The organism is Paenibacillus sp. GM2 (genome assembly GCF_900069005.2).
GTDB lineage: Bacteria > Bacillota > Bacilli > Paenibacillales > Paenibacillaceae > Fontibacillus.
Genome location: NZ_LN831279.1, coordinates 3529050 through 3551373, shown reverse-complemented (window position 1 = coordinate 3551373; position 22324 = coordinate 3529050). Strand labels below are relative to the sequence as shown.

Below are 22324 nucleotides of genomic sequence, written 5' to 3'. Positions count from 1 at the left end.
GATAAACAGAGAGAATATTGTGATTTGGATAGGAGCGAAGCACAAATGAAGAAGATATGCATACTTGGGAGCATCAATATGGATTCCAGCTTATTGTTGGAGTCCCTCCCTGTTGAGGGTGAGACTATATTTGCAACGGACAAAATGGTTGGGCCAGGGGGCAAGGGCTTCAATCAGGCCGTATCGGCTGCAAGGCTAGGAGCGACGGTGCAATTTATCGGTAAAATCGGGCAGGATGAGAATGGCAAGCAGCTTATGGCCACAATGCAACAGGAGGGCATTCTTACAGACCATGTTTATACCGATCCGCATTTGCCTACAGGAGAAGCCCTGATTTTGTTTGCCAACAACGGCAGCAATATGATTGTGGTCAGCGCCGGGTCCAATATGGGGCTGACAACACAGGAAGTTGACCTGTCCAGAGAGAATATCGGGTCATCCGACGTTATTGTCGCCCAGTTTGAAGTTCCGATTCCTGTCATAGAGCATGCTTTTGCATTAGCTAAAGATGCGGGGAAAATCACTGTGCTTAATCCTGCGCCTGCAAAAGAAATTCCGGCCGGATTGCTCAGCGTTACGGATATTCTTATCCCGAACGAAAGCGAGATGCATATCCTGACAGGATGCAATACCACCAGTGAAGATGAGATTGTACAAGGCGCGCATAAGTTAATGGAGCAAGGCGTCGGTTGTGTCATTGTTACGCTGGGTGAACGCGGCAGTCTGATTTGCCATCCGGAGGGCTCTATCGCTGTTCCGGCTGAAAAAGTACAAGCTATCGATACAACGGCGGCGGGCGATAGCTTTATCGGAGCGCTTTGCACCAGATTACAAGGGAATCATCTCAAATCATTGGACAACATTATAGAAGCCGTTAAATTCGCAAGTAAATTTTCATCGATCGTAGTTCAACGTAAAGGGGCATTCCAGTCGATACCTTATGCTCATGAACTTACGAATGGATAGAAATGAGTGGATAGAATGAATATTTTATGGGGACTGCTGGGCTGTTTCGTTGTTTTCGTGATCGCCTATTTGATGTCAGACCATAAGAAAAATATCAATTATCGCACCATTTGTATAGGTTTTCTTATTCAATTATTGTTTGGCTTTATCGTGCTGAAATGGGATCTCGGCAAGCAGGTGATCAGAGCGATATCAGGGGTTATTACGAACTTGTTCCACTACGGGTATGAAGGTCTGGGCTTTGTATTCGGCAGCCTGGCCGACAAGACGATGCCCACAGGCAATATCTTTGCGATTCGCGTGGCCATGCTGGCCGTCTTTATTACTCCTTTGATCGGTATTTTATATCATTTTGGGATCGTCCAGATTTTTATGCGTGTCATTGGCGGGGGACTTGGCAGATTGCTGAAGACAAGCCGGTCTGAATCTTTAGCGGCAGCGGGGAATATTTTTCTGGGACTGCAGGAAATTCCGATTATGATCAAGCCTTATATGAAATACCTGACGCGATCGGAAATGTTCGCGGTTATGGTTGGCGGACTAGCCTCTGTTGCCGGCGGGATCATGGTCGCTTATGCTGCGCTCGGGATACCTATGGAATATTTATTATCCGCGAGCATTATGTCGGCTCCTGCGGGGCTTATTATAGCAAAGATTATAATTCCGGAACGGGAAGTACCCGTCAAGGTTGATATACATGAGCTTGAAGAGAACAAGTCGGGGAAAAAGGAAAGCATCGTTAACATTATTTCAAAAGGCGCTTCTTCCGGTATGAAAATGGCGCTGCAAATTGTGGCTATGCTGATCGCTTTTATATCGATGGTGGCTTTGCTCAACGGGCTGCTTGGGTGGATCGGCGGATGGTTTGGTTTTGGCGAACTGTCACTGCAATTAATTCTGGGCTGGATCTTCTCGCCTATTGCCTTTGCGATTGGTGTTCCTTGGTCAGAGGCTACTATGGCAGGAAGCTTCCTGGGACAGAAGCTTGTGATGAATGAAATGATAGCCTTTGGTTCTTTTGCTGAACAGATGGGACATTTGTCAGACAAGACGGTTGCTATCGTTAGCTTTGCCCTCTGCGGATTTGCCAATATCGGCTCCATGGGGATCATGCTGGGTTCATTTACTTCATTATCCCCTGAGAGAAGCAGTGAGGTAGGTGGGCTTGCATTTAAGGCGGTCATTGCAGGCTCGTTGGCTAATTTGCTGAGCGGGGCAATTGCAGGCATGTTCTTTTAAGCGAAATCAACGCAATGCATCCAATAATCGCTTTAGTCGATTGAAATAATCCTACACGGACTCTGGCGACTGGCAAGCTTGAATAGTTATTGCAAAATGATAGGCTGCAAACGAAATCGGGAATCAGGTTTCCTCTGAAACAGAGCTGTTCCCGATTTTTTGCGGCCTTTTTTGGTCATCCGGGCTGGCCCACGCAAGTCCCTCCCTTTAACCACCTATACGTTCAGCACCATCTCTACCTTCGTGAGATGCTCTTCCATCCGCTGGGAGGCAAGGGGTTCGTCTTGAACGGAAATAGCTTCATAAATCAGCTGATGCTCATTCCATAGCTGCAGTGCAGAGGCGCGTTCGCCGAACAGCCACATGCGCCGGGTGCTGCCTATATGCTTGGCACATTCCTGATGGAACAGGGCAAGCATCGGGACCAGAATCGGATTGTGGCTGGCTTCAGCCAGATAGACATGGAATTGTAAATCCTCCTGCTGACTTCTCTCTTCATCGTCCAGATATTTTTCCATCAGCTTCAGACAAGTGGACATTCGTGTGAGATCCTGTTCCGTTCTTCTTCGCGCCGCGAGTGCGGCTGAGCCGATCTCAACCAGCTTGCGAGCCTCGATCAAGGAGCGGAGCGAATCCATATCGGCGAGGGAGCTGAGCAATTGCTCGGCCGGATTGTGCTCCGGCCTGCGTGCGAAGGTACCTCCACCGTGACGAATATCGAGCCAGCCCATCGCTTTCAGAGCGCTTTGGGCCTCGCGAATCGTGGACCGCCCCACTTGGTATTGCTTGGCCAGCGCCTCCACCGAGGGAAGACGCTGCCCTTCGGCATAGCTGCCGTCTTTTAATAGCTGGAGCAGATGCTCTGTAACGAGTTCGGCCCCTTTTTTCATTTGGATAGGGTACATGATGGATTTCTCCCTGCTTGTTGATGTGGATAAGCTGTATAATCCTCAAATTCTATATTCCTTCAAATTTTAAATTAAGTCTATACATACGCTTTCATTATAAGGTATAATATCCCAAAAGTCATCAGATGACCTGAACAGTTATCCGAATCTAAGCTGCTTCTGTCCAGAATAATTGCTATTGGTTACCGATCAATTCATGGCAATCATCGATTTGTGTGGATTCGACTTCATCTACGATGAAGACAGGAAGAGGAGAGGTGTAAATGATATGCTGGATTCTGAGGTAAGACAGTCATTGCTTCAATGGCTTGGCCAGGAACGGTTCCGAGAGGATCAGGAAACTTTGGTCACCCATTCTTATGATGCTACCCCTATGCTGCAATCGCTGCCTGATGCGGTGGTCTATCCGGAGACGACGGCTGAGGTGCAATCTATATTAAGGCTTGCCAATGAACATCACATCCCAATCGTTCCGCGAGGCGCTGCGAGCAATCTATGCGGCGGCACTGTCCCTGTGCAGGGAGGCATCGTCGTAGCCATATCGCGGATGAATAAGCTGCTGGAGCTGGATACGGACAACCTAACGGCTACCGTACAGCCTGGCTTGAATACGAGGAAGTTCCATCAGGAAGTGGAGCGGCGGGGACTGTTCTATCCGCCAGATCCGAGCAGCATGGTCATCTCTACATTAGGCGGCAACATTATGGAGGGCGCAGGGGGCTTGCGAGGTCTTAAGTATGGCACAACCAAGGATTATGTGATCGGTCTTGAAGCGGTGCTTCCCTCCGGGGAAATAATCCGTACAGGCGGCAAGCTGTACAAGGATGTAGCCGGTTATGACCTGACGAAGCTGTTAGTGGGTTCCGAGGGAACTCTGGCGTTAATTACGGAGGCGACTTTAAAGCTTCTGCCTGCTCCAGGAGTACGTCAGACGATGCTGGTTGCTTTTGCAGATATTTATGGGGCGGCTCGCTCGGTCTCGCGGATTGTTGGCGCGCGGATTATTCCGGCCACGCTGGAAATTATGGACCAGGCCACGATATGTGTGGTAGAGGATTATAATCATATCGGTCTGCCCACGGATGTGCAGGCTATATTGCTGATTGAGCAGGACGGTCAGGAACCGGAGCAGGTGAAGAGGGAGATGACTGATATCAAAAATATCTGTGCGTCGGAAGGGGCAACAGAAATTCGTATGGCACAGGACGAGGCTGAAGCGGAGCAGTTGATGATGGCTCGTCGAAGCGCATTATCTACGCTTGCCCGCATCTCGCCGACGACGATCCTGGAAGATGCGACCGTTCCGCGATCTGCCATCGCCGATATGATCCTGGCAATTAACCGGATTGCTGAGAAGTACCGTGTCAACATATGCACCTTCGGGCATGCCGGGGACGGCAATTTGCATCCTACTTGTACGACAGATGCTCGTAATGAAGAGGAAATACACCGCGTTGAGGAAGCTTTTGCGGAGATCTTCGAGGAGGCGATCTCGATGGGCGGGACGATTACGGGCGAGCATGGGGTCGGAACGGTAAAGGCTCCTTATCTGGAATGGAAGGTAGGGACTGCGGGGATCAGCGTGATGAAGGGCATCAAGCAGGTTTTCGATCCGAACGGCATTATGAACCCGGGCAAGATCTTCGCCAAGCCGTCCCGTAAAAGGCTGGTGATCTCAAAATGAGCAGCCCTAATCCCAAAAAAGAGCGAGATTCATCCTTATTAACGCTACAGCAGGAGCTTACGAAGCAGCTGGATTATAATGAGCTAATGAATTGCATGCGCTGCGGCTTCTGCCAGCCTTCCTGTCCGACCTATCAAGAGACCGGCATCGAAGCTGCGTCGCCGCGGGGGAGAATTGCGCTTATGAAGGCGGTAGCTGACGGTGTAATGGAGCCGGATGAGTCGTTCCGCCAGCAGATCAATCTATGCTTGGGCTGCCGGGCCTGTGAGCCCGTATGCCCATCCGATGTGAAGTACGGTCAGCTGCTGGAACAGACCAAGTCGGTGCTGTTCGAACAGCCGTTTCACTCTGCCAAGACCAAGAAGATGAGTGGGCAGACGGAAACTGCACCCGGGCCCGGTTATAGCTCTAAATCGGATCGGCCTCCGAACATGAAACGGCTGCATAAGCTGGTTAAGCCTGCCTTCAAGAGCCATCATCGCATGTTGTCTCTTAGCGCTCTGCTAGAGAAATATCAGCGCTCCGGATTACAGCGTTATGCGGCGAAGAAGAAGCTGCTTCGATTTTTGCCAGAGCATTTTCAGACCTTGGAGCGTATCCTGCCGCAGGCTGACAGTCAAGGCGTAGTAAAACGGGTGAAGGCCAGCTTGCTGCCAGCCAAGGGAGAGCGGATCGGAACTGTGGGCATGTTCCGCGGCTGTATCATGGATGTGCTCTTCACCGAAACGAATGTGAATACGGTGAACCTGCTGAGAGAATCCGGGTATGATGTGGTCATTCCTGAAGCGCAGGGCTGCTGCGGAGCATTGTTCTCTCACAGCGGCGATCTGAAGACCGCCCGGCAGTTCGCCAGGAGGAATATCCAGGCCTTTGCCGAGGCCAAGGTCGATTATATTGCCTCTAACGCTGGAGGTTGTGGAGCCATGCTGATTGAATATGATCATCTGCTGAAGGATGATGCGCTGTGGAAACCGCAAGCGGAGCATTTCTCACAGCAGATCAAGGATATAAGCGAGCTGCTGCTCCGTTCAGAGCGATGGAACTCATTAAAATCTGTAGGTGCAGGGCCTGACGATCAAGAATTCATTTCCCAAGAACGTCCCGATCACACACCTCAAGATACAGTTACTTATCAAGACTCCTGCCACCTGAGGAATGTCATGAAGGCAGGCCGGGGACCAAGGCAGCTGCTTCACCTTCTGCCCGATTTGAATTATGTAGAGCTTGAAGGTGCGGAAGGCTGCTGCGGTTCAGCCGGGATTTATAATCTGATGCAGTCGAAGATGGCGAATGATATTTTGGATCACAAAATGGATAAAGTGAATGAGACAGGAGCATCGATCATTCTGACCAGCAATCCCGGCTGTCTGCTGCAGATGAAGATTGGCGTTGAGCGGGAGCAGGCACAGGATCGTCTGAGGGTGATGCATGTGGTTGATTATTTTGCGGAGAAAGTCGAGAAAGTAATGAAATAAGAGTTCATCCCGCGCCCTTAGGGGCGTTTTTTTATATTCATATAGCTGCTTGCTCGTTGACAACGACACTACTCTGCGTTATTATGTAGCGGTACTCAGTAATATTAAGTACCTCAACACATGTCAATATTGTTCTTGTGAGGTGTATGTGTTTGGATAATCTAAGTGAAATGCTCAAAGGAGTGTTGGAGGGAATGGTGCTGGAAATCATCGGACGGGATGAGATTTACGGTTATGAGATTGTAAAGCGGCTCAATGCTCTTGGTTTTGAAGGGATTGCCGAAGGCACCGTTTATGCTTTGTTAGTACGACTGGAAAAAAACAAGCTGGTTCATATCGTGAAAAAGCCGTCCGGAATTGGTCCGCCAAGGAAGTTCTACACTCTCAATGAGCGAGGGCGGGATGAATTGATGTCATTTTGGGCACGATGGGATTTCTTAAACGAACGTATCCAAATTTTAAGAAATAAAGGAGGCAATGAAGGATGAGCTTCAGCAATGAAACACTTCGAAAGATAGATCAGTTTGCCAAGGAACAGGCGCAGCATTATCTGGAGGAGGCGGAGATGACCTATCTGGAAAAGCTGCGGGCCAAAACCAATCAGACCAAACATAAAATCGGCAGGAAATTAGCCAGATTTAAGAGCAGCTCGGATCAGGCGCATGAGGCGCGTAATGATATGATCCTCTACATGAGCGACTACATGAGCGATCTGATATCTCAGGGCTTATCGGAAGAGGAAGCTTTTGAAAAGGCAAGGGATAAGCTCGCGGCTTCAGGTGATTCTGATTTCCAAGCTGATCTTCATGAGCGTTTCCGCCAGTATTATGAAAATCGTGATCCTGCAGACTATGAGGCTGTCGGACTATTCTACGGCGGGTTCCTGTTTTTAGGTGTTGCTATCGGTTCCCTGATCGGGTTTCTCACTAGTGGAGGCGTTCCTGCCTTTATGCAAAATGGATGGATCTATACGCTGATCGGTACCGGGGTTGGAGCGATTATTGGCATAGGGCTGGGAGAAATAAGCCATGCGCTTATATCTATGAAGAGAAAGTAGGTGCTGTTTATGTCCTATATGAAAACGGCTCGCCGCAAGAAAGATTTGGGCATCACCGGCTGGATGGCGAAATGGTATGACAATAACACCCGTAAGTCGCGTCTTTCGGAGATGCGGGAATATGCTGATATCGTAAGCGGATATGTTGAAAATGGAGCGGAGTTGCTGGAAGTCGCTCCTGGCCCCGGCTATCTGGCCATCGAGCTAGCGAAGCAAGGCTACTCGGTAACCGGCTTGGAAATCAGCGCGGATTTCGTGGAGATTGAGAAGCGTAACGCCAGAGAAGCTGGCGTAAATGTAGACTTTCGGCAGGGAAATGCCTCTGCAATGCCCTTGGCCGATGGCGTTTATGATTTCATAATTTGCTCCGCTGCGTTCAAAAATTTCAGCGAACCACTGAAGGCTTTGCAGGAAATGTATCGTGTTATCAAGCCCGGCGGTGCGGCGCTTATTCTGGACATGAACCACGAAGCCACGAGTGAGGATATCGAGAACGAAATTCAAAAATCCGGTATGAAAGGCTTTGATCGCTGGTTTGTCAAACTGTCGTTCCAAACTTTTTTGAAGAACGGCGCCTATACCCGCGAAGGGTTCGAGGATCTGATAGCGCAGACAGACTTCCCGAAACATAAGATCGAAAAACACGGAATCGGCTTTCAAGTCTGGCTGTATAAACCAGAGCAGGACAGCCCCAAAAGTATGATTTAACATACCTCCTGTGGGGCTGCCCTCATTTAAAAATATCTGTTATTTTTCGCTTAGCGTCTCCTTGCGGCCAGGCAAGAACTTATTCAGCAAGATAGCCGCCAGGGAAGCGGCCAGGATTGGCGAACCCAGCAAATATTGCACGAAGGTAGGCAAGGAATACAAGTAATCCTTCGGAATAAGCACTAATGCCAAAGTTAGAATCATCGGAATGGCGACGATGTACATCTCTTTCTCGCCGATCCGCTCGTTCTTCATGACCTGTATGCCGTTAATGGCGATAATGCCGCAGACAATGCAGAATACGCCGCCGATGACAGCCGTCGGGATCGATGCAATTAGAGCAGCCAGCTTACCGGAACAGCCAAAGATAACGAACCAGCCACCAACGGCAAGGAAGACTCGGCGGCTGGCAATCCCGGTAATGGAAATAATGCCGGCATTGGTGGAATAGCCTGTAACCGGAGTAGAGCCGAGCAGAGAGGCGATCAGACAGCTAATGCCTTCGCCGATGACCCCTCGGTTAATATTTTGATCGGTTAACGGTTGATCGATGACATTGCTGACAGCGAACCAGGTCCCCGTTGTTTCAGCGAGCAGCACCAGATAAATAATGACCATCGTGATAATAGCCGAGAAATTGAAGGAGAAGCCGAAGTCGGCAAAGGGGATCTGCGGCATGCTGAACCAGTTGGCTTGGCTAACTGCCGAGAAGTCCAGTACTCCCATAAAATTAGCAGCGATACATCCGCCGATTAATGCGAACAGGACGGACATAATCCGGAATAATGATCCTTTGGTCCCTAGCAGGGAACCGAGGATTACAAAGAGCAGCAGCACTGCGCCTGAGATTAGGGCCAGCATCACGTTCTGATTGATCGTCGCATCAGCGGCTTCATAAATATTGTCCCTGATCCCCACTGGCAATAAAGACAGACCCACAATAAAAATGATCGTGCCGCCCACAATCGGCGGAATGAAGGATTTGACGATCTTATTGAACACGCCGCTCATCCCCAAAATAATAACGAGAACCGCACCGACAAGGCTGGCGCCCAGCACGGAATTCCAGCCTAGCTGCCCGCCTCCGCTGGCGGCATAGATGCTGACAATTGCGCCAAGCGGAACATACGAAGGACCTTGAGCGATCGGCAGCTTCATGCAGAAGTAGCTCTGCACAATCGTGGCTAACCCCGCAGCGATAAAGGTAGATTGGATCAGTGCGCTGGACTGGTTGGATTGCAAGCCGATCAGCATGGCGATCAGGAAAGGAACCACATAGACGTCCATTGCTAATACATGCTGCAAGCCCAGAAGGGCGGACTTGCCAAATGATACCTTCTGATCGGGCAGAACTGTTAGCTGCGATGAATGGGTTTGAGCTTGCCCCTGGTTGACTGCTTCTGTTTTCACTGGGATGTACACCTCGAATATTATAGTTTTTTTGTATTTTAACGAGAATGAACCTTCATACCCTGTACCCATACTTCACGGATGTTTTCAGGTCTGGCCAGATAGATGATCTTCTCAAAAATCCCATGCCAGTCTTCATTCTCATCAAAGATCGGCAGCTTGGCAGAAGGCATTTTCGTATCGATGATCTGTACATCCCACGCATAATTCTGTTCAAGGCGACCGATCGGCAGGCTTAGACTCTCACCGCCTCCGGCTGTCGCCAGGTAGAACGCTTCATCGACCGTAATCCGCGACTCCGGAACACCGCGCTTATGTGCGGGGAGGGAAGGATCAACACCATCCTCCAGCATTCTCGAAGAGATGACGGCTTGTCTTATATTATCGAACAGACTCGGCGAGAAACCGCCGGATATGTCCGTGCCCAGCCCGATATCAATGCCTTTGCCATGGAAATGGGCAACCGGAATAACGCTATTGGCAAAATAGGCATTCGAGATCGGGCAGTGCGCAATCGCGGTTCCAGTCTCTGCGAATAAATCCGCATCAGGCTCGTCCAGGAAATTGCAATGCGCCATAACCGACTTCTCCCGTAGCAGGCCGAAATCGCGCAATGCAAAGGCATCATTTTTATCCAATCGATCCCGAACATAACCATGCGCCCAATCGCTTTCACTGCAGTGTGACTGGACATAGGCGTCATATTTGTCAGCAAGCTTGCCCAGGCCTCGCAAAGCTTCATCCGTACAGCTGGGAATGAAGCGTGGTGTTACTACGGGATAGACGCCCTGCTTTGCGGTTTTGGCTAGTTCCCGAACGGCGAGAATAAAATCCTCCGTATCCGCCAGTGCTGAATGGGTATCTGCATCACGGTAATATTCCGGGTTTTGCGCCGGATCATCCATCACCACCTTGCCGACGAGTCCGCGTTGTCCTTTCTTCACACAGAGCTCAGCCAGCAATAGACTGGCCTCTTTATGCACGGTAGCAAAATAAAGTACGGTCGTTGTCCCGTTCGCGAGCAAAGTGCTGACCAGATCCTCATAGACTTTCTCGGCGAAATCAAGATCCGCAAATTTGGATTCCAGCGGGAAAGTGTACGTATTCAGCCAGTCATAGAGCGGAATGTCCAGGGCTGTCCCGGATTGCGCCCATTGCGGTGCGTGCACATGCAGATCGATGAACCCGGGCAGCAAATACTGGCCCTCAGCCAAACGACGGAAGTTGCTCTTGCCTTGATAGGCCTCCAGCAAAGGCTGGTATTCCGCATCCTCCGGAGCGATGACCTTCTTGATCACGCCCTCTGCATTGATCGCAAACAGATAGTCTTTTAATATTTGAACTTCTTTGGCAGAAGTACTGGAAAAAGCAGTTCCTTGAAATAATTGCATATATTGTTCCATAGTTACCGCCTTAATGTTCGTATTTTCATATGATAAAAGCTATTATAATCCGTTAAAACAGATTAGTCCATAACAAAAGACGAATATAGATAACGACTTGTTTAATTGTTGTAGGGAATTCGTTCATTATCTGTAAAATAGAGAGTAAATAATAAAGACGTATCGCTTTATTCTGCATGCAGGTTAAGCGATACGTCTTATTGTTCTGCTCAGGACTAAGGATCAGCTTTCTAACTTTCTAATTAAGAAGGCATTATGATGGCTTTTGTTACATTTAGCTTAGGATAGGAAGTCATAAATTCCGGCAGTTCCTCAAGGTCAATACGATGGCTGATAAGCGGCTCAATTTGCACAATATTCTGCGCAATGAGTGTAATTGCTTCCTCATGGGTGTACGGGTTGATAAAAGAGCCCATAATTCGCAGCTCTTTGCTAAAGACATCGAAGGGCGAGAAGGATGCTTGCGCATCTGGCGAGGCAACTCCGAAGATCAACACCTGTCCTCCTTTACGCGCTGCTTTAATGGCTAACTCGACTGATTCAGTTCGCCCGACACATTCGATGACGAGATCTGCCGAGCTCAGCAGTCCCGCAGCCTCAGTTGGATCAAATGGTGACACGACATTGTCAGCGCCAAGCTTCAGCAGTGCCTCCCGCTTGTTCGGGTTTGGCTCGCTCACGGTGATGTGCGCAACGCCTGCTGCCTTGACAAGCTGGAGGAACAACTGTCCAATGAAGCCGCCGCCTGCGATCAACACATGATGATTCGCCCGCAGCTCCAATTTCTTGTAGCCGTGCAGCACACAGCCAAGCGGCTCGACCATTGCTCCTTCAAGCATACTTAAATGATTCGGTAGCTTGTAGCAGTTGGAAGCGGGAACGATGCATCGCTCAGCCATTCCGCCGTCCCGTGTCACACCAACGGCATTTAGCTTGTCGCACAGGTGAGCCCGCCCATTACGGCAATACTCGCATGCCCCGCAATAGATATTCGGATCAACGGATACCCGGTCTCCCTGCTGTAGAGTAAATACAGCTTCGCCTACGGCCAAGACGACTCCCGAGAGTTCATGGCCCAGCACAATCGGGGGATTTACCTCAGCTGAGCCTGGGTGACCGTGATAAATATGCTGGTCTGTACCGCATATGCCGCAGCAAGCAATTTGAAGCAGAACTTCATGTTTGCCGGGTGCTGGTTCACTCCACTCTTCAACTTTCATATTTAATGCTCCGTGAAGAACTGCAGCCTTCATGCTCCTCATCTCATTTCTCAATAATATTAAAACCGTGTGATGCTATCCCCATTAGTATTTAAGGCGGACACGCGAAGTGTCTCCCAAGGGATCGTCTTGCCATTGACCTGCTTAACTTGAATCTCTTTGATCTGGCCTGGAAGCAGGTCGAAGAAGTTGTCATTCATGACGAGCCATTCCTCGTCGAGTTCAAGCTTGACCATACGAGCTGCCTGATCTGTCGATATCCGGACAAGATCGGCTGACTTGTCAACGCTTACCCGCAGCTGCGCTGGATTGAATCGCATGTCCTTATAATCGCGCAAGTAGATGAAGTTATCCTCGGTAATAGAGCTTGCAGAACTGGCTACACATACAACATCTGCGGCATTGGCTTCGGCTGTCAATTCCATTTCCGTTAGCGCAGCAATCTGAAGCTTGCTATTTGCAGGTACCGATACGTCGAATTCTTGGATGGACAACACCGATCCATCCATGCGATACACCGTTAGCCGTACTGTATCTTTGTAGTCATCCAGCCTGTCGTTAATTACCCACAATATCAGGTCTTTCCCCGCATCATGATCCGCAGTGATCAGCACAGGGGCAAAAAACTTGCGCGCATAGTGATACGCCGCCTTCGCGAGTCCATAATAGTCGATAACAGACCAGCTTGTTCCCGGCCAGCAATCGTTCAATTGCCAGAACAGAGCCCCGCTTGTCTCCGGTTTGTTGCGGCGGTAGTGTTCGATGCCGTATTTTAATCCTTCCGCTTGGGTTAGCATAGAGTAGTCCAGATACTCTTCTATATTCCCCGGAGCACCTGTAAATCCTTCCATGAGCAGAATTCCCTTCGCATGATGGATATCCTTATTGCGGTACTTCATCTCATCGCTGCCCCAGAAGAATTGATTCTCGGGGATGTTGCGCTGCAAAGTGTAGCGATTGGATGATGCATGCATGCCGAATTCGCTTGCGAATCGGGTCGTGTCGCCTTTGAACTTCTTGAAGGATAAACCGTCCATGCTATAGTCCTGCAACTGCGGCTGACCGAACTCCCGTGGTTCAATATTGCCATGCCACACTTGCCAGTTATGAGTGTCGCCTTCCTCACGCGAGTTGTGGTCATTCCCCCCGTAAGGAGAACTTGGCCAGAAAGTCCGTGTTGGATCTAGCGTCTCCAGCAGAGCTGGCATCAGCTCGTGGTAAATCTTCTCGCCATAAAATGGATGAGGGATCTCTCCGCTTGAACGAAGCGCCTCGTACAGCCAATCGTTCTCGTTATTCCCGCACCATAAAGCCAGGCAAGTTCGACTACGCAGTCGTTTTACGACTTGCTCGATCTCCCGCCGCACATTATTCATGAAGTTGCGATTATAGTCCGGATATAAGGCACAGGCAAACATGAAGTCCTGCCATACCAGTAAACCAAGCCGATCACATTCATCGTAGAAAATATCGCGTTCATAGATGCCGCCTCCCCAGACACGCAGCATGTTCATATTGGCGTCTTTTGACATATGAATGAGATGCTGGTATCGAGAATCTGGCACAGCAGCCATGAAGCTGTCGATAGGAATCCAGTTGGCTCCTTTGGCAAACAGCTTTATACCATTTAATACGAAGGTAAAGGTCTGCTGTCCATGTTCATCCCGCTGCATAAGTTCAACCGTACGGATGCCAAATGGCTGCTCATGTACGTCAACAGACTTTTCGTTATATAGAAGCGTTACTTTCAAATGGTATAAATACGGTACACCTAGGTCGTGCGTCCACCATAAGGATGGGTTTGAAATGTTTAGACATGCTTCGCTGCTTAAGCTATATGCACAAATTGCACCGTCTTGGACCAGTCCATTACAACGATCGAATGGGATTATTTCTGAGGCGACCCGGTTGTTTTCGGTATCGATCAATTCCACATAAGCCGAGCAAGGCTTGTCTTTGTTGAATGACAATACGTCTACTGTTACTTCAACAGCTGCTGCCTTGTCCGTTATTGTTGATGTGCGGGCGAATACGCTATCTATATAAGCGTTGCGGCGCTTGAGGAGATGTACCCCCTTCCAAATACCTGCACATACAAGCCGTGGACCCCAGTCCCATCCATAGTGGTATTGAGCCTTGCGTGTCCAAATTCGCTTCTTGCTGAAACCGGACCAATAATATTGCATTTTGGCTTGAGCATGCAGATGTACGGGATCAATTTTGACGGCAAGGACATTCTTGCCTTTCTTCAATTCACGTGTAACTTCAAATGAATGGGCAATAAACATATTGTCAGTGGAGTCAAGCTCCACCCCGTTCAGGTACACAGTTGCATAAGTATCCAACCCATCGAAGACCAATTCAATGCGTTCCTGGTCATCCTGTTCGCCAAACCACTCAAAGGTGTTGCGATACCACCATACCTTGTCCTCGACCCAGCGCGACTGTTGATCGTTATGTCCATAGAAAGGATCTGCAATAATCCCCCGCTCGATCAACGTGCTGTGCACATCGCCAGGTACTTTGGCAGTCATCCAGAAATAGTCAATATACTCGGGAGAGGCAACCTCCAAATCGCGAGCTTCACCTACATCGAAATCCCGCAGCTTCCAGTTCTCTTGTAGTTCCATATAATTCTCCATTCCGAAGCAAGCCAAAAACCTGAGGCTATACTTATAGTTCCATGATTGAAACTGTCATAATAACATTACAAAAATTGATAATGTAAATGAGTTTAAATTACAAATGATTAGTAATCTCATTACTAAAACATTATTGATTAGCCTTAATTTAATGTCAAATAAATTGCTGCCAAAGGGAGTATAGTTTTTAACAGTACCATTAATACTAATATTGACCGCTTTTTTTTGTAACGTTATAATTATTTGTAATGTTTAAATTTGAATTTGGAAAGGAGGGACTCTCTGATGAAATCTAAAGTAACAATGCAAGATATTGCTGATCAGCTCAATCTCTCCAAAAATTCTGTATCACAGGCTATATCCGGCAAGGATGGAGTAAGCGAAGAGACGAGAAAGCTAATTCTTGATACAGCGGAACAAATGGGTTATATCTACCAGGCGGGACGCAAGAAGAGTCAGACGGATCAGTCTGGATATATTGCTTTAATTGCATCCGACTTTGCTTTTGCCCAAAAGGGCTTTTTTGGTGAAATCTACTTAAGCGTGGAGCAAGAGACGAGACAGCGTGGTAAACAATTGCTAATTCAATCCATTAGCCAAGAATCCGAAGAAGCGCTGATCCTGCCACCCATATTAGAGAATCAAGGTGTAGAAGGTATACTTATCCTCTCTCATCTAAGTACACCTTATATGAATAAGGTGATTTCCAAAGGGCTCCCAACCGTACTGATCGACCATCATTATCCGGCTGTAAAGGCAGATTGCATATTGACGAACAATCGCTTCGCAGCCTATGAAGCCATTCATTATCTGACTGAGCTGGGTCATCGGAATATCGGTTTTGTGGGCGACATCAATTTTTCTCCAAGTTATTATGAACGATATGAGGGATTCCGACTCGCGATGCGGGAAGCTGGGCTTGAAATGCGCAAGGAATGGCTCTTGCTGGATGCAACGGAACAAACTGAATATATGATGAATGCCATCAAATCAATTGCTGATCAACCCACGGCTTGGTTTTGCGTTAACGATGGTCTTGGCTTCATTTTAAATTCGACGTTACAGCAACAGGGCTTTCAAATTCCGCAGCAGGTATCGATTTGCAGTTTCGATAATGGGCAATTGTCCCAATTATCTACACCACTAACTACGACGATGGGAATTGATTTGAAGACATTTGGACGCAAGGCTGTGGAGCAATTATTCTGGAGAATGGATCATAAGCACGAGCCATTTGTGGAAATATTGCTGCCAACTATGCTGATTGCTAGAGAATCGACAACGAGACCAAGAGAGTCAAATGTTTTGATATAATGCTTTGGAACAGACTGCATGGAATTTATTCCTGCGGTCTTTTTTTGTGCTCTTTTACTGTAATTATTAATAATCCTTTGTAATGTTTAAGGTTATCTTTGGGCTATTGCTAAGGAAAATTTATAGAAATATAGCTATAATAAGCCCTGCTAACTTTAAAATGTTATCTTAAAATAATGACAGGGAACATTACGAATGTGATTATAGTAACTTGATTTATTTTGATGATAATGTACAATTAATGTTACAATGAGGATTTGGATCATAATCTAATAGATGGATAATCTAAATTTTTTTAATGAAAAAGGATAAGAAGGTGGTCTAAACTAACTAAAATATTTTGTTGGAGAAGTATTAATGGTGGTAATTTACGTTTGACAAGCGGAATTTTATGTTTAATAATGTTTTTAACCGCTTACAATAATTTATAGTAATTAATTTTGTAACGTTACTATATCTTGTTTGTAATACAGGGATAAAAGGAATGAAGTGAGAGCATTTTATTAATGAGGAGGCTATACTATCATGAAAAGGAAACTTTTGCTAATTCTTGCTCTAACTGCGATGGTTGCTAGTGTACTTGGAGGATGTTCGAAAGGCGGAGGTGCTGAAAGTGCAGATGGAGTAATCTCCATCGATTTCTGGGCAGCGCCAAATCCACCCCAACAAGTATTCTGGAAGGAAATGGCTGATAAATATGCTGCCGTTAACCCTAAGGTGAAAGTTAATGTAAGTGCCATCAAAGAATCTCCAAGTTCCGAAGCAAGTATTCAGGCGGCAATTGCAGGCGGCAATGCGCCTACGATTTCCGAAAATATCAACCGTGGCTTCGCCGCTCAGCTGTCTAACAGTAAAGCGCTTGTCGCACTTGAAGAACTGCCACAATTCAAGGAAATCATTGAAAAACGCAACATGGCAGAAACGATTAAGCCTTGGGAATTTGCTGATGGTCATCAATACGTGCTTCCGATCTACTCCAATCCGATGCTGATCGGCTGGCGTACAGATATTCTTAAGGAAATCGGCTATAATGAGCCGCCAAAAACATATAGCGAAGTACTTGATGCAGCAAAGAAGCTAAAAGCAAAATACCCTGATAAATTCATGTGGGGGAAAGGTGCTGACTTGGCTGATCCTACGGCCTGGAAGCGTTGGTTTGATTTCTTCATCATGTATAACGCTGCTTCCGATGGCAACAAATTTATCGAAGGCTCCAATTTTGTAGGTGATGAGAAGGCCGGTATAGAGATGCTTACGTTTGTAAGTGATCTTGTGAAGGAGAAAGCGGTCCTTACCAAGCAGGCAACAGACCCATTTGAAACAGGCTTGGGTGTGTTCACCGATATCGGTCCATGGACGTTTGATATGTGGAAAGAAAAATATCCTGAATTGAAATACAAAGAAAACTATGATCTTACGTTGCCTCCGGTACCAGACAATATGGATCCGGCTGATTCCAAGACTTATGCCGATGCGAAGGGGCTTGTGATCTTTGCAAGCGCTCCGAAAGATAAACAAGAGGCTGCTGCAGAATTCCTCAAATGGGTATATTCCGATAGTGCCAATGATGTTGCTTGGTTCCAAAAAACAAACTTGCCTCCTGCGCGTGACGACTTGATGGAGCTTGAAGAGTTCAAAAATGTCATAGCAGAGAAGCCAGAGCTTGGACCTTTTGCAGAAGCTGTATCCAAGGCAGTTCCTTCTATTGATAATCCACGCTTTAATGAACTGCAAACGTTGATTGGTTCAGAAGCTTTTAACAAAATTGTTCGTGGCGAAATTGATCCGCAGACGGCTTGGAATAATATGAAGAAAGCCATTGAAGGGGAACTTCAGCAATGATCAATAAACAAAATAATCGGTTGGGCTGGCTCTTTGCCAGTCCCTACCTTATTTTTGGACTTATATTTTTCCTGGGCCCGCTCGTCTGGTCGTTCTATCTTGCCTTTACAAATTGGGACTTGATAGCACCGACGTATGATTTTGTGGGGTTCAAAAACTTTGCGAAGGCATTGGCATCACCGGGTGTACAATCTTCGTTCTGGGTTACGTATAAGTTCATGCTGCTATTTGTGCCACTTGTTACTGTGATGTCTTTGGCAGTAGCTGTATTGGTACAGGGGTTGACAAAGTTAAAGAGCTTGTATCTGATTGGCTTCTTCTTGCCATATCTATCTTCAGGGGTTGTATCTTCTCTGATTGCCAAAGGCTTTTTGTCTTATAACAGCCCTGTAAATCAATTTTTGCGCAATACCTTTGGTTGGGATATTGACTGGCTTGGATCACCTATCTCAGCCCTTGCTATTGTAGGAATTATTCTGGCCTGGAAATTTACCGGTTATTATGCGCTCATACTAACCTCAGGTCTTGAGAGTATTGATCGTGAAGTGTATGAAGCTGCCGCGATTGATGGTGTTACGGATCGTCAGCGGTTCTGGAAAATTACGTTGCCGCTGTTATACCCAGCTCTCTATACAACCTTAATATTATCCTTTGGGGTCACTTTCGGAATATTTACAGAGGTGTACCAGTTAACAGGCGGTGGGCCAAACTATGCAACGAATACATGGCAGATGGAGATCTACAATCAGGCCTTTACGAATCTGCAAGCAGGATATGCATCCGCAATTGCTATCCTGGCGTCTGTAGTGACCTTTATCTCCATTTTCGTGATTAGAAAACTTCTGGAAAGCTGGGGTAAGCGAAATGGTTGGGTCTAAAAGAAAAAGCAAACTTCGTCTATCAATCCGATATATTGTTGCGACAGCGCTGTTGCTTGTAATGGTCTACCCTTACCTGTATATGGTGCTTAACTCCTTTGCAGATTGGACACAGATTGATAAGCAGCTTGTACCCTCGAAATTTACGTTGAAATCATATGGATGGTTGTTCACGGGTGGAGAAGTTGGTATTGCCAGACCATGGGTGAACTCATTTTTTAACAGTATTCTTGTGTCCTTGGCATCTACGGCTCTTATGATGTTGTTTGGTGTCATGGTAGCATATGCGCTGTCCAAGCTGAATTTCAGAGGACGCGATACGGTGAATAACTTTGTATTGTTCCATATGTTCTTCCCGGCGATTATACTGCTCATCCCTCAGTTTCTCGTGATTCAAAAGGTGGGGCTGTATGATACGTACTGGGCTATGATCATTCCAAAGGCTGTCAGCTTATGGGCGATCTTTATGTACACCAACTTCTTCAAGGCAATTCCTACTGTATTCATTGAAGCGGCAAAGCTTGATGGGGCCTCTGATTTCAAGATTCTGTATCGAATTATGATGCCGATGTCGAGGTCTATCACAGCTGTCATCTTCTTATTCTTGCTGATGGAACGTTGGACAGAACTCCTATGGGATATGCTTGTTGTGCGCAGTGATAATATGCTGACCCTGAACGTACTCTTATCCCAAATGTTCGGACCTTATGGAAGCTATCCGGGTCCTTTGTATGCAGCATCCGTAATTCTTACGGTTCCGATTATCATCATGTTTGCGATCTTTGGTAAGAAGTTCAAGGAAGGCATGCAGTTTAGTCTTAAATAATAGGGTGCCATTATTTTTCATCCTGATGAGCATAGCATGAGGTGGTATTGTGGGAGCAGCGGAGATAGATTCCAAGGTTTTTGTGGTGGCGCCGTACTGTTTTCTATGAGATTTACATGCCAAGCTTTTGCGATGGCAACGGAGACGGCGTGGGTGATTTTGTGGGGATAACTTCGAAGCTGGATGATCTAAGACATTAGGGATCGACGGCATATGGCTAACCCCGTTCTACAAGTCGCCAAAAGTGGATAACGGCTACGATATTGCGGATTATTACAACATGGATCCTGACTATGGAACGATGAAGGACTTTGATGCTTTTATAGAAGCCGCTCATCAGCGTAATATCCGCGTCATCGTGGATCTTGTATTGAACCATACTTCTTCCGCACACCCGTGGTTCCAAGCGTCCAAATCTTCTAAGGACCATCCCAAGCGTGATTGGTATATCTGGAAAGACCCTGTAGATGAAGGCATGCCGAACAACTGGGAGTCTTTCTTTGGGGGTCCGGCCTGGGACTATGACGAAGCAAGCGGACAGTATTACTATCATGCGTTCGCAAAGGAACAAGTCGATTTGAACTGGGCAAATCCAGAAGTCAGAGAAGCCATGAAGGAAGTGATGGGCTTCTGGTTGGATAAGGGCGTAGATGGATTCCGCCTTGATGTCATTAACTTTTTGAAAGTGTCCGCTCAATTCCCAGACAATCCATATCAGGACAATGGAGAGCAGGATCATCGATATGACAAGGATCAGGACGGAATTCTGGATACGATTCGAGAAATTTGCGAATTCGTTCATCAGCGTGAAGGGGTCTTTATGGTTGGTGAAGTAGGTTCTGAGGATATGTCGCTCCTGAAGCGGTATAGTGGGAATGGTCTTCTTGATGTTGTGTTTAACTTCAACCTGGGTAGTCAGGAGCACTATCAGCCGAACCAGCTGATGGATCAAATTCTTCTGATGGAACAGGTACATCGCCCAGATCAGGTTCCGACCTTGTTTTTCAGCAGTCACGATATGGCAAGGCATATTAGCCGTTTTGGCGAAGGGAATCCTGAACTTGAAGTGCTTCGCGCAAAGCTGATGGCAACCTTTATGCTGACAGGTAAGGGTGTCCCTTTCCTTTATTACGGAGAAGAGGTCGGGATGAGGGATTATTACTGCCCTTGTATTGAGGATATGAGGGATATTCAAGGGCTAACGCATTATCAGTTGGCAAAAGCAGAAGGGTTGTCGGAAGAAGAAGCGCTTCGACGCGCGAATGAGAAGAGCCGTGACAAATCGCGTACCCCGATGCAGTGGGACGGAAGCGAATATGGAGGCTTCTCTAATGTGAAGCCGTGGATCGCGATGGGACCGGGCCATAATCAGATTAATATAGAGGCTGAGCGGACAAAATTGGATTCGATCTATATTTATTATCAGCAACTGCTAATGCTTCGGAAAGATCATCCCTCGCTTGCTGAAGGGGGCTACTCCAATATCGAGTGTAGAGGTAATACGTTGATTTATACGAAAAATATATCAGAAGACGTATCATTTGTTGCGCTCAATTTTGGAGCAGAGTCTGTGGAAATAAGCCTGGCCGAAGTGGAGAACCTTTCGCTTCAATTTGCAATTGCCTCACAGCCTCTGGAGGATGACCAAACAGATAGCAAGATCATATTGCAGGGTCATACTGGCGCAGTATGGATCAGCCGTAAATAAGTTTTTATATTGATATTGATCTTATTTTAGTTATTTCATTGATATAGCAAGGGTAAAGAGCAACGAAAACAGGATAGGAAAGGGAGAAATCCACCATGGCATTGTATAAATCCGATGTGAAAACATGTGAAACGTTATTGAAGGAGTACCAGGCGAAGGATTCACTGGCCAAAGACCCAGTAAAACTGAGCTTTACTGGCGTAGGTAACAAGGATGTATATAACATTACGGCTCCTTTTGAAGACCAGGGCGAACTGGTTATTGCAGGCCGTGTGGAATCCAGGGACAGCGAACATTCTGAAATTCATTTCTTTGTTGAAAAGGGCGGGGATTGGGTGCCCCGCGAAGGTGCGCCTGTATTTACCCTTCAGGATCCATTTTTCACTTTTATTCATGGTGAGCTTGTTCTAGGCGGTGTTCAGATATTTCCGCATCCTACACAAAAAAATGCGTTGATGTGGCGGACGGTGTTCTACAAAGGGAGAAGCATTCAGCAATTGACCCCATTTTTTGTTGGTCCGGATGCCATGAAGGATCTTCGTCTAGTGGAGCTTTCCAATGGAGAAATCGGCGTATTTACTCGCCCTCAAGGAGAGAAAGGTGGACGCGGGAAGATTGGCTTCACAACAGCCAGAAGCCTCCAAGAGCTGTCGATCGCACTGGTGAATGACGCCCCGCTGCTTCAAGATCAATTTGTTGATGAGGAATGGGGCGGAGCCAATGAACTTCATATCTTGAAAAATGGACTTGTTGGCGTTCTTGGTCATTTTGCCTCGTTTGATGATGAAGGAAATCGTTATTATTATCCGATGATATTTGCGCTCGATCCTGCAACAGGAGAGTATTCTGACATTGAACTGATAGCGACTCGTAACAAGTTCCTTCCAGGTGCAACGAAGCGTCCGGATTTGGTCGAGGTTGTATTCAGTGGTGGATTGGTGCGAAAAGCGGATGGAACAGCTGATTTGTATGCGGGTATCAGTGATGCTGAAGCGCATCGCTTGACAATTGCTGATCCATTTTTGAAATTTGAGTAAAATTAAG

At 47.1% G+C, this 22324-nt stretch carries 18 protein-coding genes; 13 read left to right on the top strand and 5 right to left on the bottom strand.

Features of this window, described 5'->3' with window-relative positions:
* The first annotated feature begins 45 nt into the window (after positions 1-45).
* Positions 46-966, top strand: a complete 921-nt coding sequence (rbsK, locus tag BN1360_RS25545; protein ID WP_068782678.1) for a ribokinase — start codon at positions 46-48, stop codon at positions 964-966.
* 15 nt (positions 967-981) lie between these two features.
* Positions 982-2205: a NupC/NupG family nucleoside CNT transporter gene (locus BN1360_RS25540; RefSeq protein ID WP_068782677.1), complete on the top strand. Its 1224-nt coding sequence runs from the start codon at positions 982-984 to the stop codon at positions 2203-2205.
* A 215-nt stretch (positions 2206-2420) separates the two neighbouring features.
* Here BN1360_RS25540 and BN1360_RS25535 read toward each other — a convergent pair whose 3' ends face one another.
* Positions 2421-3110: a FadR/GntR family transcriptional regulator gene (locus tag BN1360_RS25535; RefSeq protein ID WP_068782676.1), complete on the bottom strand. Its 690-nt coding sequence runs from the start codon at positions 3108-3110 to the stop codon at positions 2421-2423.
* Between the two features lie 271 nt (positions 3111-3381).
* Between BN1360_RS25535 and BN1360_RS25530 the strand changes: the two genes are divergently transcribed.
* The 5 genes from BN1360_RS25530 to BN1360_RS25510 all read left to right on the top strand — a co-directional run bounded on the left by BN1360_RS25530 (position 3382) and on the right by BN1360_RS25510 (position 8037).
* Positions 3382-4797 carry an FAD-binding oxidoreductase gene (locus tag BN1360_RS25530; RefSeq protein ID WP_068782675.1) on the top strand — a complete coding sequence of 472 codons (1416 nt, stop codon included), beginning with the start codon at positions 3382-3384 and terminating at the stop codon, positions 4795-4797.
* Entirely contained in the window at positions 4794-6272 is a 1479-nt protein-coding gene (locus tag BN1360_RS25525; protein ID WP_068782674.1) for a (Fe-S)-binding protein, read from the top strand. Before BN1360_RS25530 ends, BN1360_RS25525 begins: the two co-directional genes overlap by 4 nt.
* A 146-nt stretch (positions 6273-6418) precedes the next feature.
* A complete protein-coding gene (locus tag BN1360_RS25520; protein ID WP_420707927.1) occupies positions 6419-6760 on the top strand; it encodes a PadR family transcriptional regulator in 342 nt (113 codons plus the stop codon).
* Positions 6757-7329, top strand: a complete 573-nt coding sequence (locus tag BN1360_RS25515; RefSeq protein ID WP_068782673.1) for a hypothetical protein — start codon at positions 6757-6759, stop codon at positions 7327-7329. Before BN1360_RS25520 ends, BN1360_RS25515 begins: the two co-directional genes overlap by 4 nt.
* 18 nt (positions 7330-7347) lie before the next feature.
* Complete coding sequence (locus BN1360_RS25510) at positions 7348-8037, top strand: class I SAM-dependent methyltransferase (RefSeq protein ID WP_068782712.1); 690 nt, start codon at positions 7348-7350, stop codon at positions 8035-8037.
* 39 nt (positions 8038-8076) lie between these two features.
* Here the strand turns inward: BN1360_RS25510 and BN1360_RS25505 are convergent, their stop codons facing one another.
* The 4 genes from BN1360_RS25505 to BN1360_RS25490 all read right to left on the bottom strand — a co-directional run bounded on the left by BN1360_RS25505 (position 8077) and on the right by BN1360_RS25490 (position 14700).
* Positions 8077-9447, bottom strand: coding sequence for a uracil-xanthine permease family protein (locus BN1360_RS25505; protein WP_068782672.1), 1371 nt, complete (start codon positions 9445-9447; stop codon positions 8077-8079).
* A gap of 38 nt (positions 9448-9485) precedes the next feature.
* Entirely contained in the window at positions 9486-10850 is a 1365-nt protein-coding gene (guaD, locus tag BN1360_RS25500) for a guanine deaminase (protein ID WP_068782671.1), read from the bottom strand.
* Positions 10851-11092: 242 nt separating this feature from the next.
* Positions 11093-12103 carry a zinc-dependent alcohol dehydrogenase family protein gene (locus BN1360_RS25495; protein ID WP_068782670.1) on the bottom strand — a complete coding sequence of 337 codons (1011 nt, stop codon included), beginning with the start codon at positions 12101-12103 and terminating at the stop codon, positions 11093-11095.
* A 26-nt stretch (positions 12104-12129) separates the two neighbouring features.
* Positions 12130-14700: a beta-mannosidase gene (locus tag BN1360_RS25490; protein WP_068782669.1), complete on the bottom strand. Its 2571-nt coding sequence runs from the start codon at positions 14698-14700 to the stop codon at positions 12130-12132.
* A 297-nt stretch (positions 14701-14997) separates the two neighbouring features.
* On the opposite strand from BN1360_RS25490, the gene BN1360_RS25485 reads away from it, so the two are divergent.
* The 6 genes from BN1360_RS25485 (at position 14998) to BN1360_RS25460 (ending at position 22317) form a co-directional block, all read left to right on the top strand.
* Entirely contained in the window at positions 14998-16026 is a 1029-nt protein-coding gene (locus BN1360_RS25485; RefSeq protein WP_068782668.1) for a LacI family DNA-binding transcriptional regulator, read from the top strand.
* Between the two features lie 525 nt (positions 16027-16551).
* On the top strand, positions 16552-17868 hold the full coding sequence (locus BN1360_RS25480) for an ABC transporter substrate-binding protein (RefSeq protein WP_068782667.1): 1317 nt from the start codon (positions 16552-16554) through the stop codon (positions 17866-17868).
* Positions 17868-18746 carry a carbohydrate ABC transporter permease gene (locus BN1360_RS25475; RefSeq protein ID WP_229521154.1) on the top strand — a complete coding sequence of 293 codons (879 nt, stop codon included), beginning with the start codon at positions 17868-17870 and terminating at the stop codon, positions 18744-18746. Before BN1360_RS25480 ends, BN1360_RS25475 begins: the two co-directional genes overlap by 1 nt.
* The gene (locus BN1360_RS25470; protein ID WP_068782665.1) at positions 18733-19572 is read left to right on the top strand and encodes a carbohydrate ABC transporter permease; all 840 of its coding nucleotides are present in this window, start codon (positions 18733-18735) and stop codon (positions 19570-19572) included. The genes BN1360_RS25475 and BN1360_RS25470 overlap by 14 nt, the downstream gene beginning before the upstream one ends.
* A gap of 244 nt (positions 19573-19816) precedes the next feature.
* On the top strand, positions 19817-21280 hold the full coding sequence (locus BN1360_RS25465) for an alpha-amylase family glycosyl hydrolase (RefSeq protein ID WP_229521111.1): 1464 nt from the start codon (positions 19817-19819) through the stop codon (positions 21278-21280).
* 95 nt (positions 21281-21375) lie between these two features.
* Positions 21376-22317, top strand: coding sequence for an MTP-1 family protein (locus BN1360_RS25460; RefSeq protein ID WP_068782664.1), 942 nt, complete (start codon positions 21376-21378; stop codon positions 22315-22317).
* Positions 22318-22324: the final 7 nt, after the last annotated feature.

What these genes read in the sequence shown, in the direction of transcription:
- BN1360_RS25490 (WP_068782669.1), bottom strand. Translation starts at nt 14,700, where the DNA reads ATGGAACTACAAGAGAACTGGAAGCTGCGGGATTTCGATGTAGGTGAA.
- guaD (WP_068782671.1), bottom strand. Translation starts at nt 10,850, where the DNA reads ATGGAACAATATATGCAATTATTTCAAGGAACTGCTTTTTCCAGTACT.
- BN1360_RS25515 (WP_068782673.1), top strand. Translation starts at nt 6,757, where the DNA reads ATGAGCTTCAGCAATGAAACACTTCGAAAGATAGATCAGTTTGCCAAG.
- BN1360_RS25510 (WP_068782712.1), top strand. Translation starts at nt 7,348, where the DNA reads ATGAAAACGGCTCGCCGCAAGAAAGATTTGGGCATCACCGGCTGGATG.
- BN1360_RS25530 (WP_068782675.1), top strand. Translation starts at nt 3,382, where the DNA reads ATGCTGGATTCTGAGGTAAGACAGTCATTGCTTCAATGGCTTGGCCAG.
- BN1360_RS25525 (WP_068782674.1), top strand. Translation starts at nt 4,794, where the DNA reads ATGAGCAGCCCTAATCCCAAAAAAGAGCGAGATTCATCCTTATTAACG.
- BN1360_RS25480 (WP_068782667.1), top strand. Translation starts at nt 16,552, where the DNA reads ATGAAAAGGAAACTTTTGCTAATTCTTGCTCTAACTGCGATGGTTGCT.
- BN1360_RS25485 (WP_068782668.1), top strand. Translation starts at nt 14,998, where the DNA reads ATGAAATCTAAAGTAACAATGCAAGATATTGCTGATCAGCTCAATCTC.
- BN1360_RS25520 (WP_420707927.1), top strand. Translation starts at nt 6,419, where the DNA reads ATGTGTTTGGATAATCTAAGTGAAATGCTCAAAGGAGTGTTGGAGGGA.
- BN1360_RS25540 (WP_068782677.1), top strand. Translation starts at nt 982, where the DNA reads ATGAATATTTTATGGGGACTGCTGGGCTGTTTCGTTGTTTTCGTGATC.
- BN1360_RS25495 (WP_068782670.1), bottom strand. Translation starts at nt 12,103, where the DNA reads ATGAAGGCTGCAGTTCTTCACGGAGCATTAAATATGAAAGTTGAAGAG.
- BN1360_RS25470 (WP_068782665.1), top strand. Translation starts at nt 18,733, where the DNA reads ATGGTTGGGTCTAAAAGAAAAAGCAAACTTCGTCTATCAATCCGATAT.
- rbsK (WP_068782678.1), top strand. Translation starts at nt 46, where the DNA reads ATGAAGAAGATATGCATACTTGGGAGCATCAATATGGATTCCAGCTTA.
- BN1360_RS25460 (WP_068782664.1), top strand. Translation starts at nt 21,376, where the DNA reads ATGGCATTGTATAAATCCGATGTGAAAACATGTGAAACGTTATTGAAG.
- BN1360_RS25535 (WP_068782676.1), bottom strand. Translation starts at nt 3,110, where the DNA reads ATGTACCCTATCCAAATGAAAAAAGGGGCCGAACTCGTTACAGAGCAT.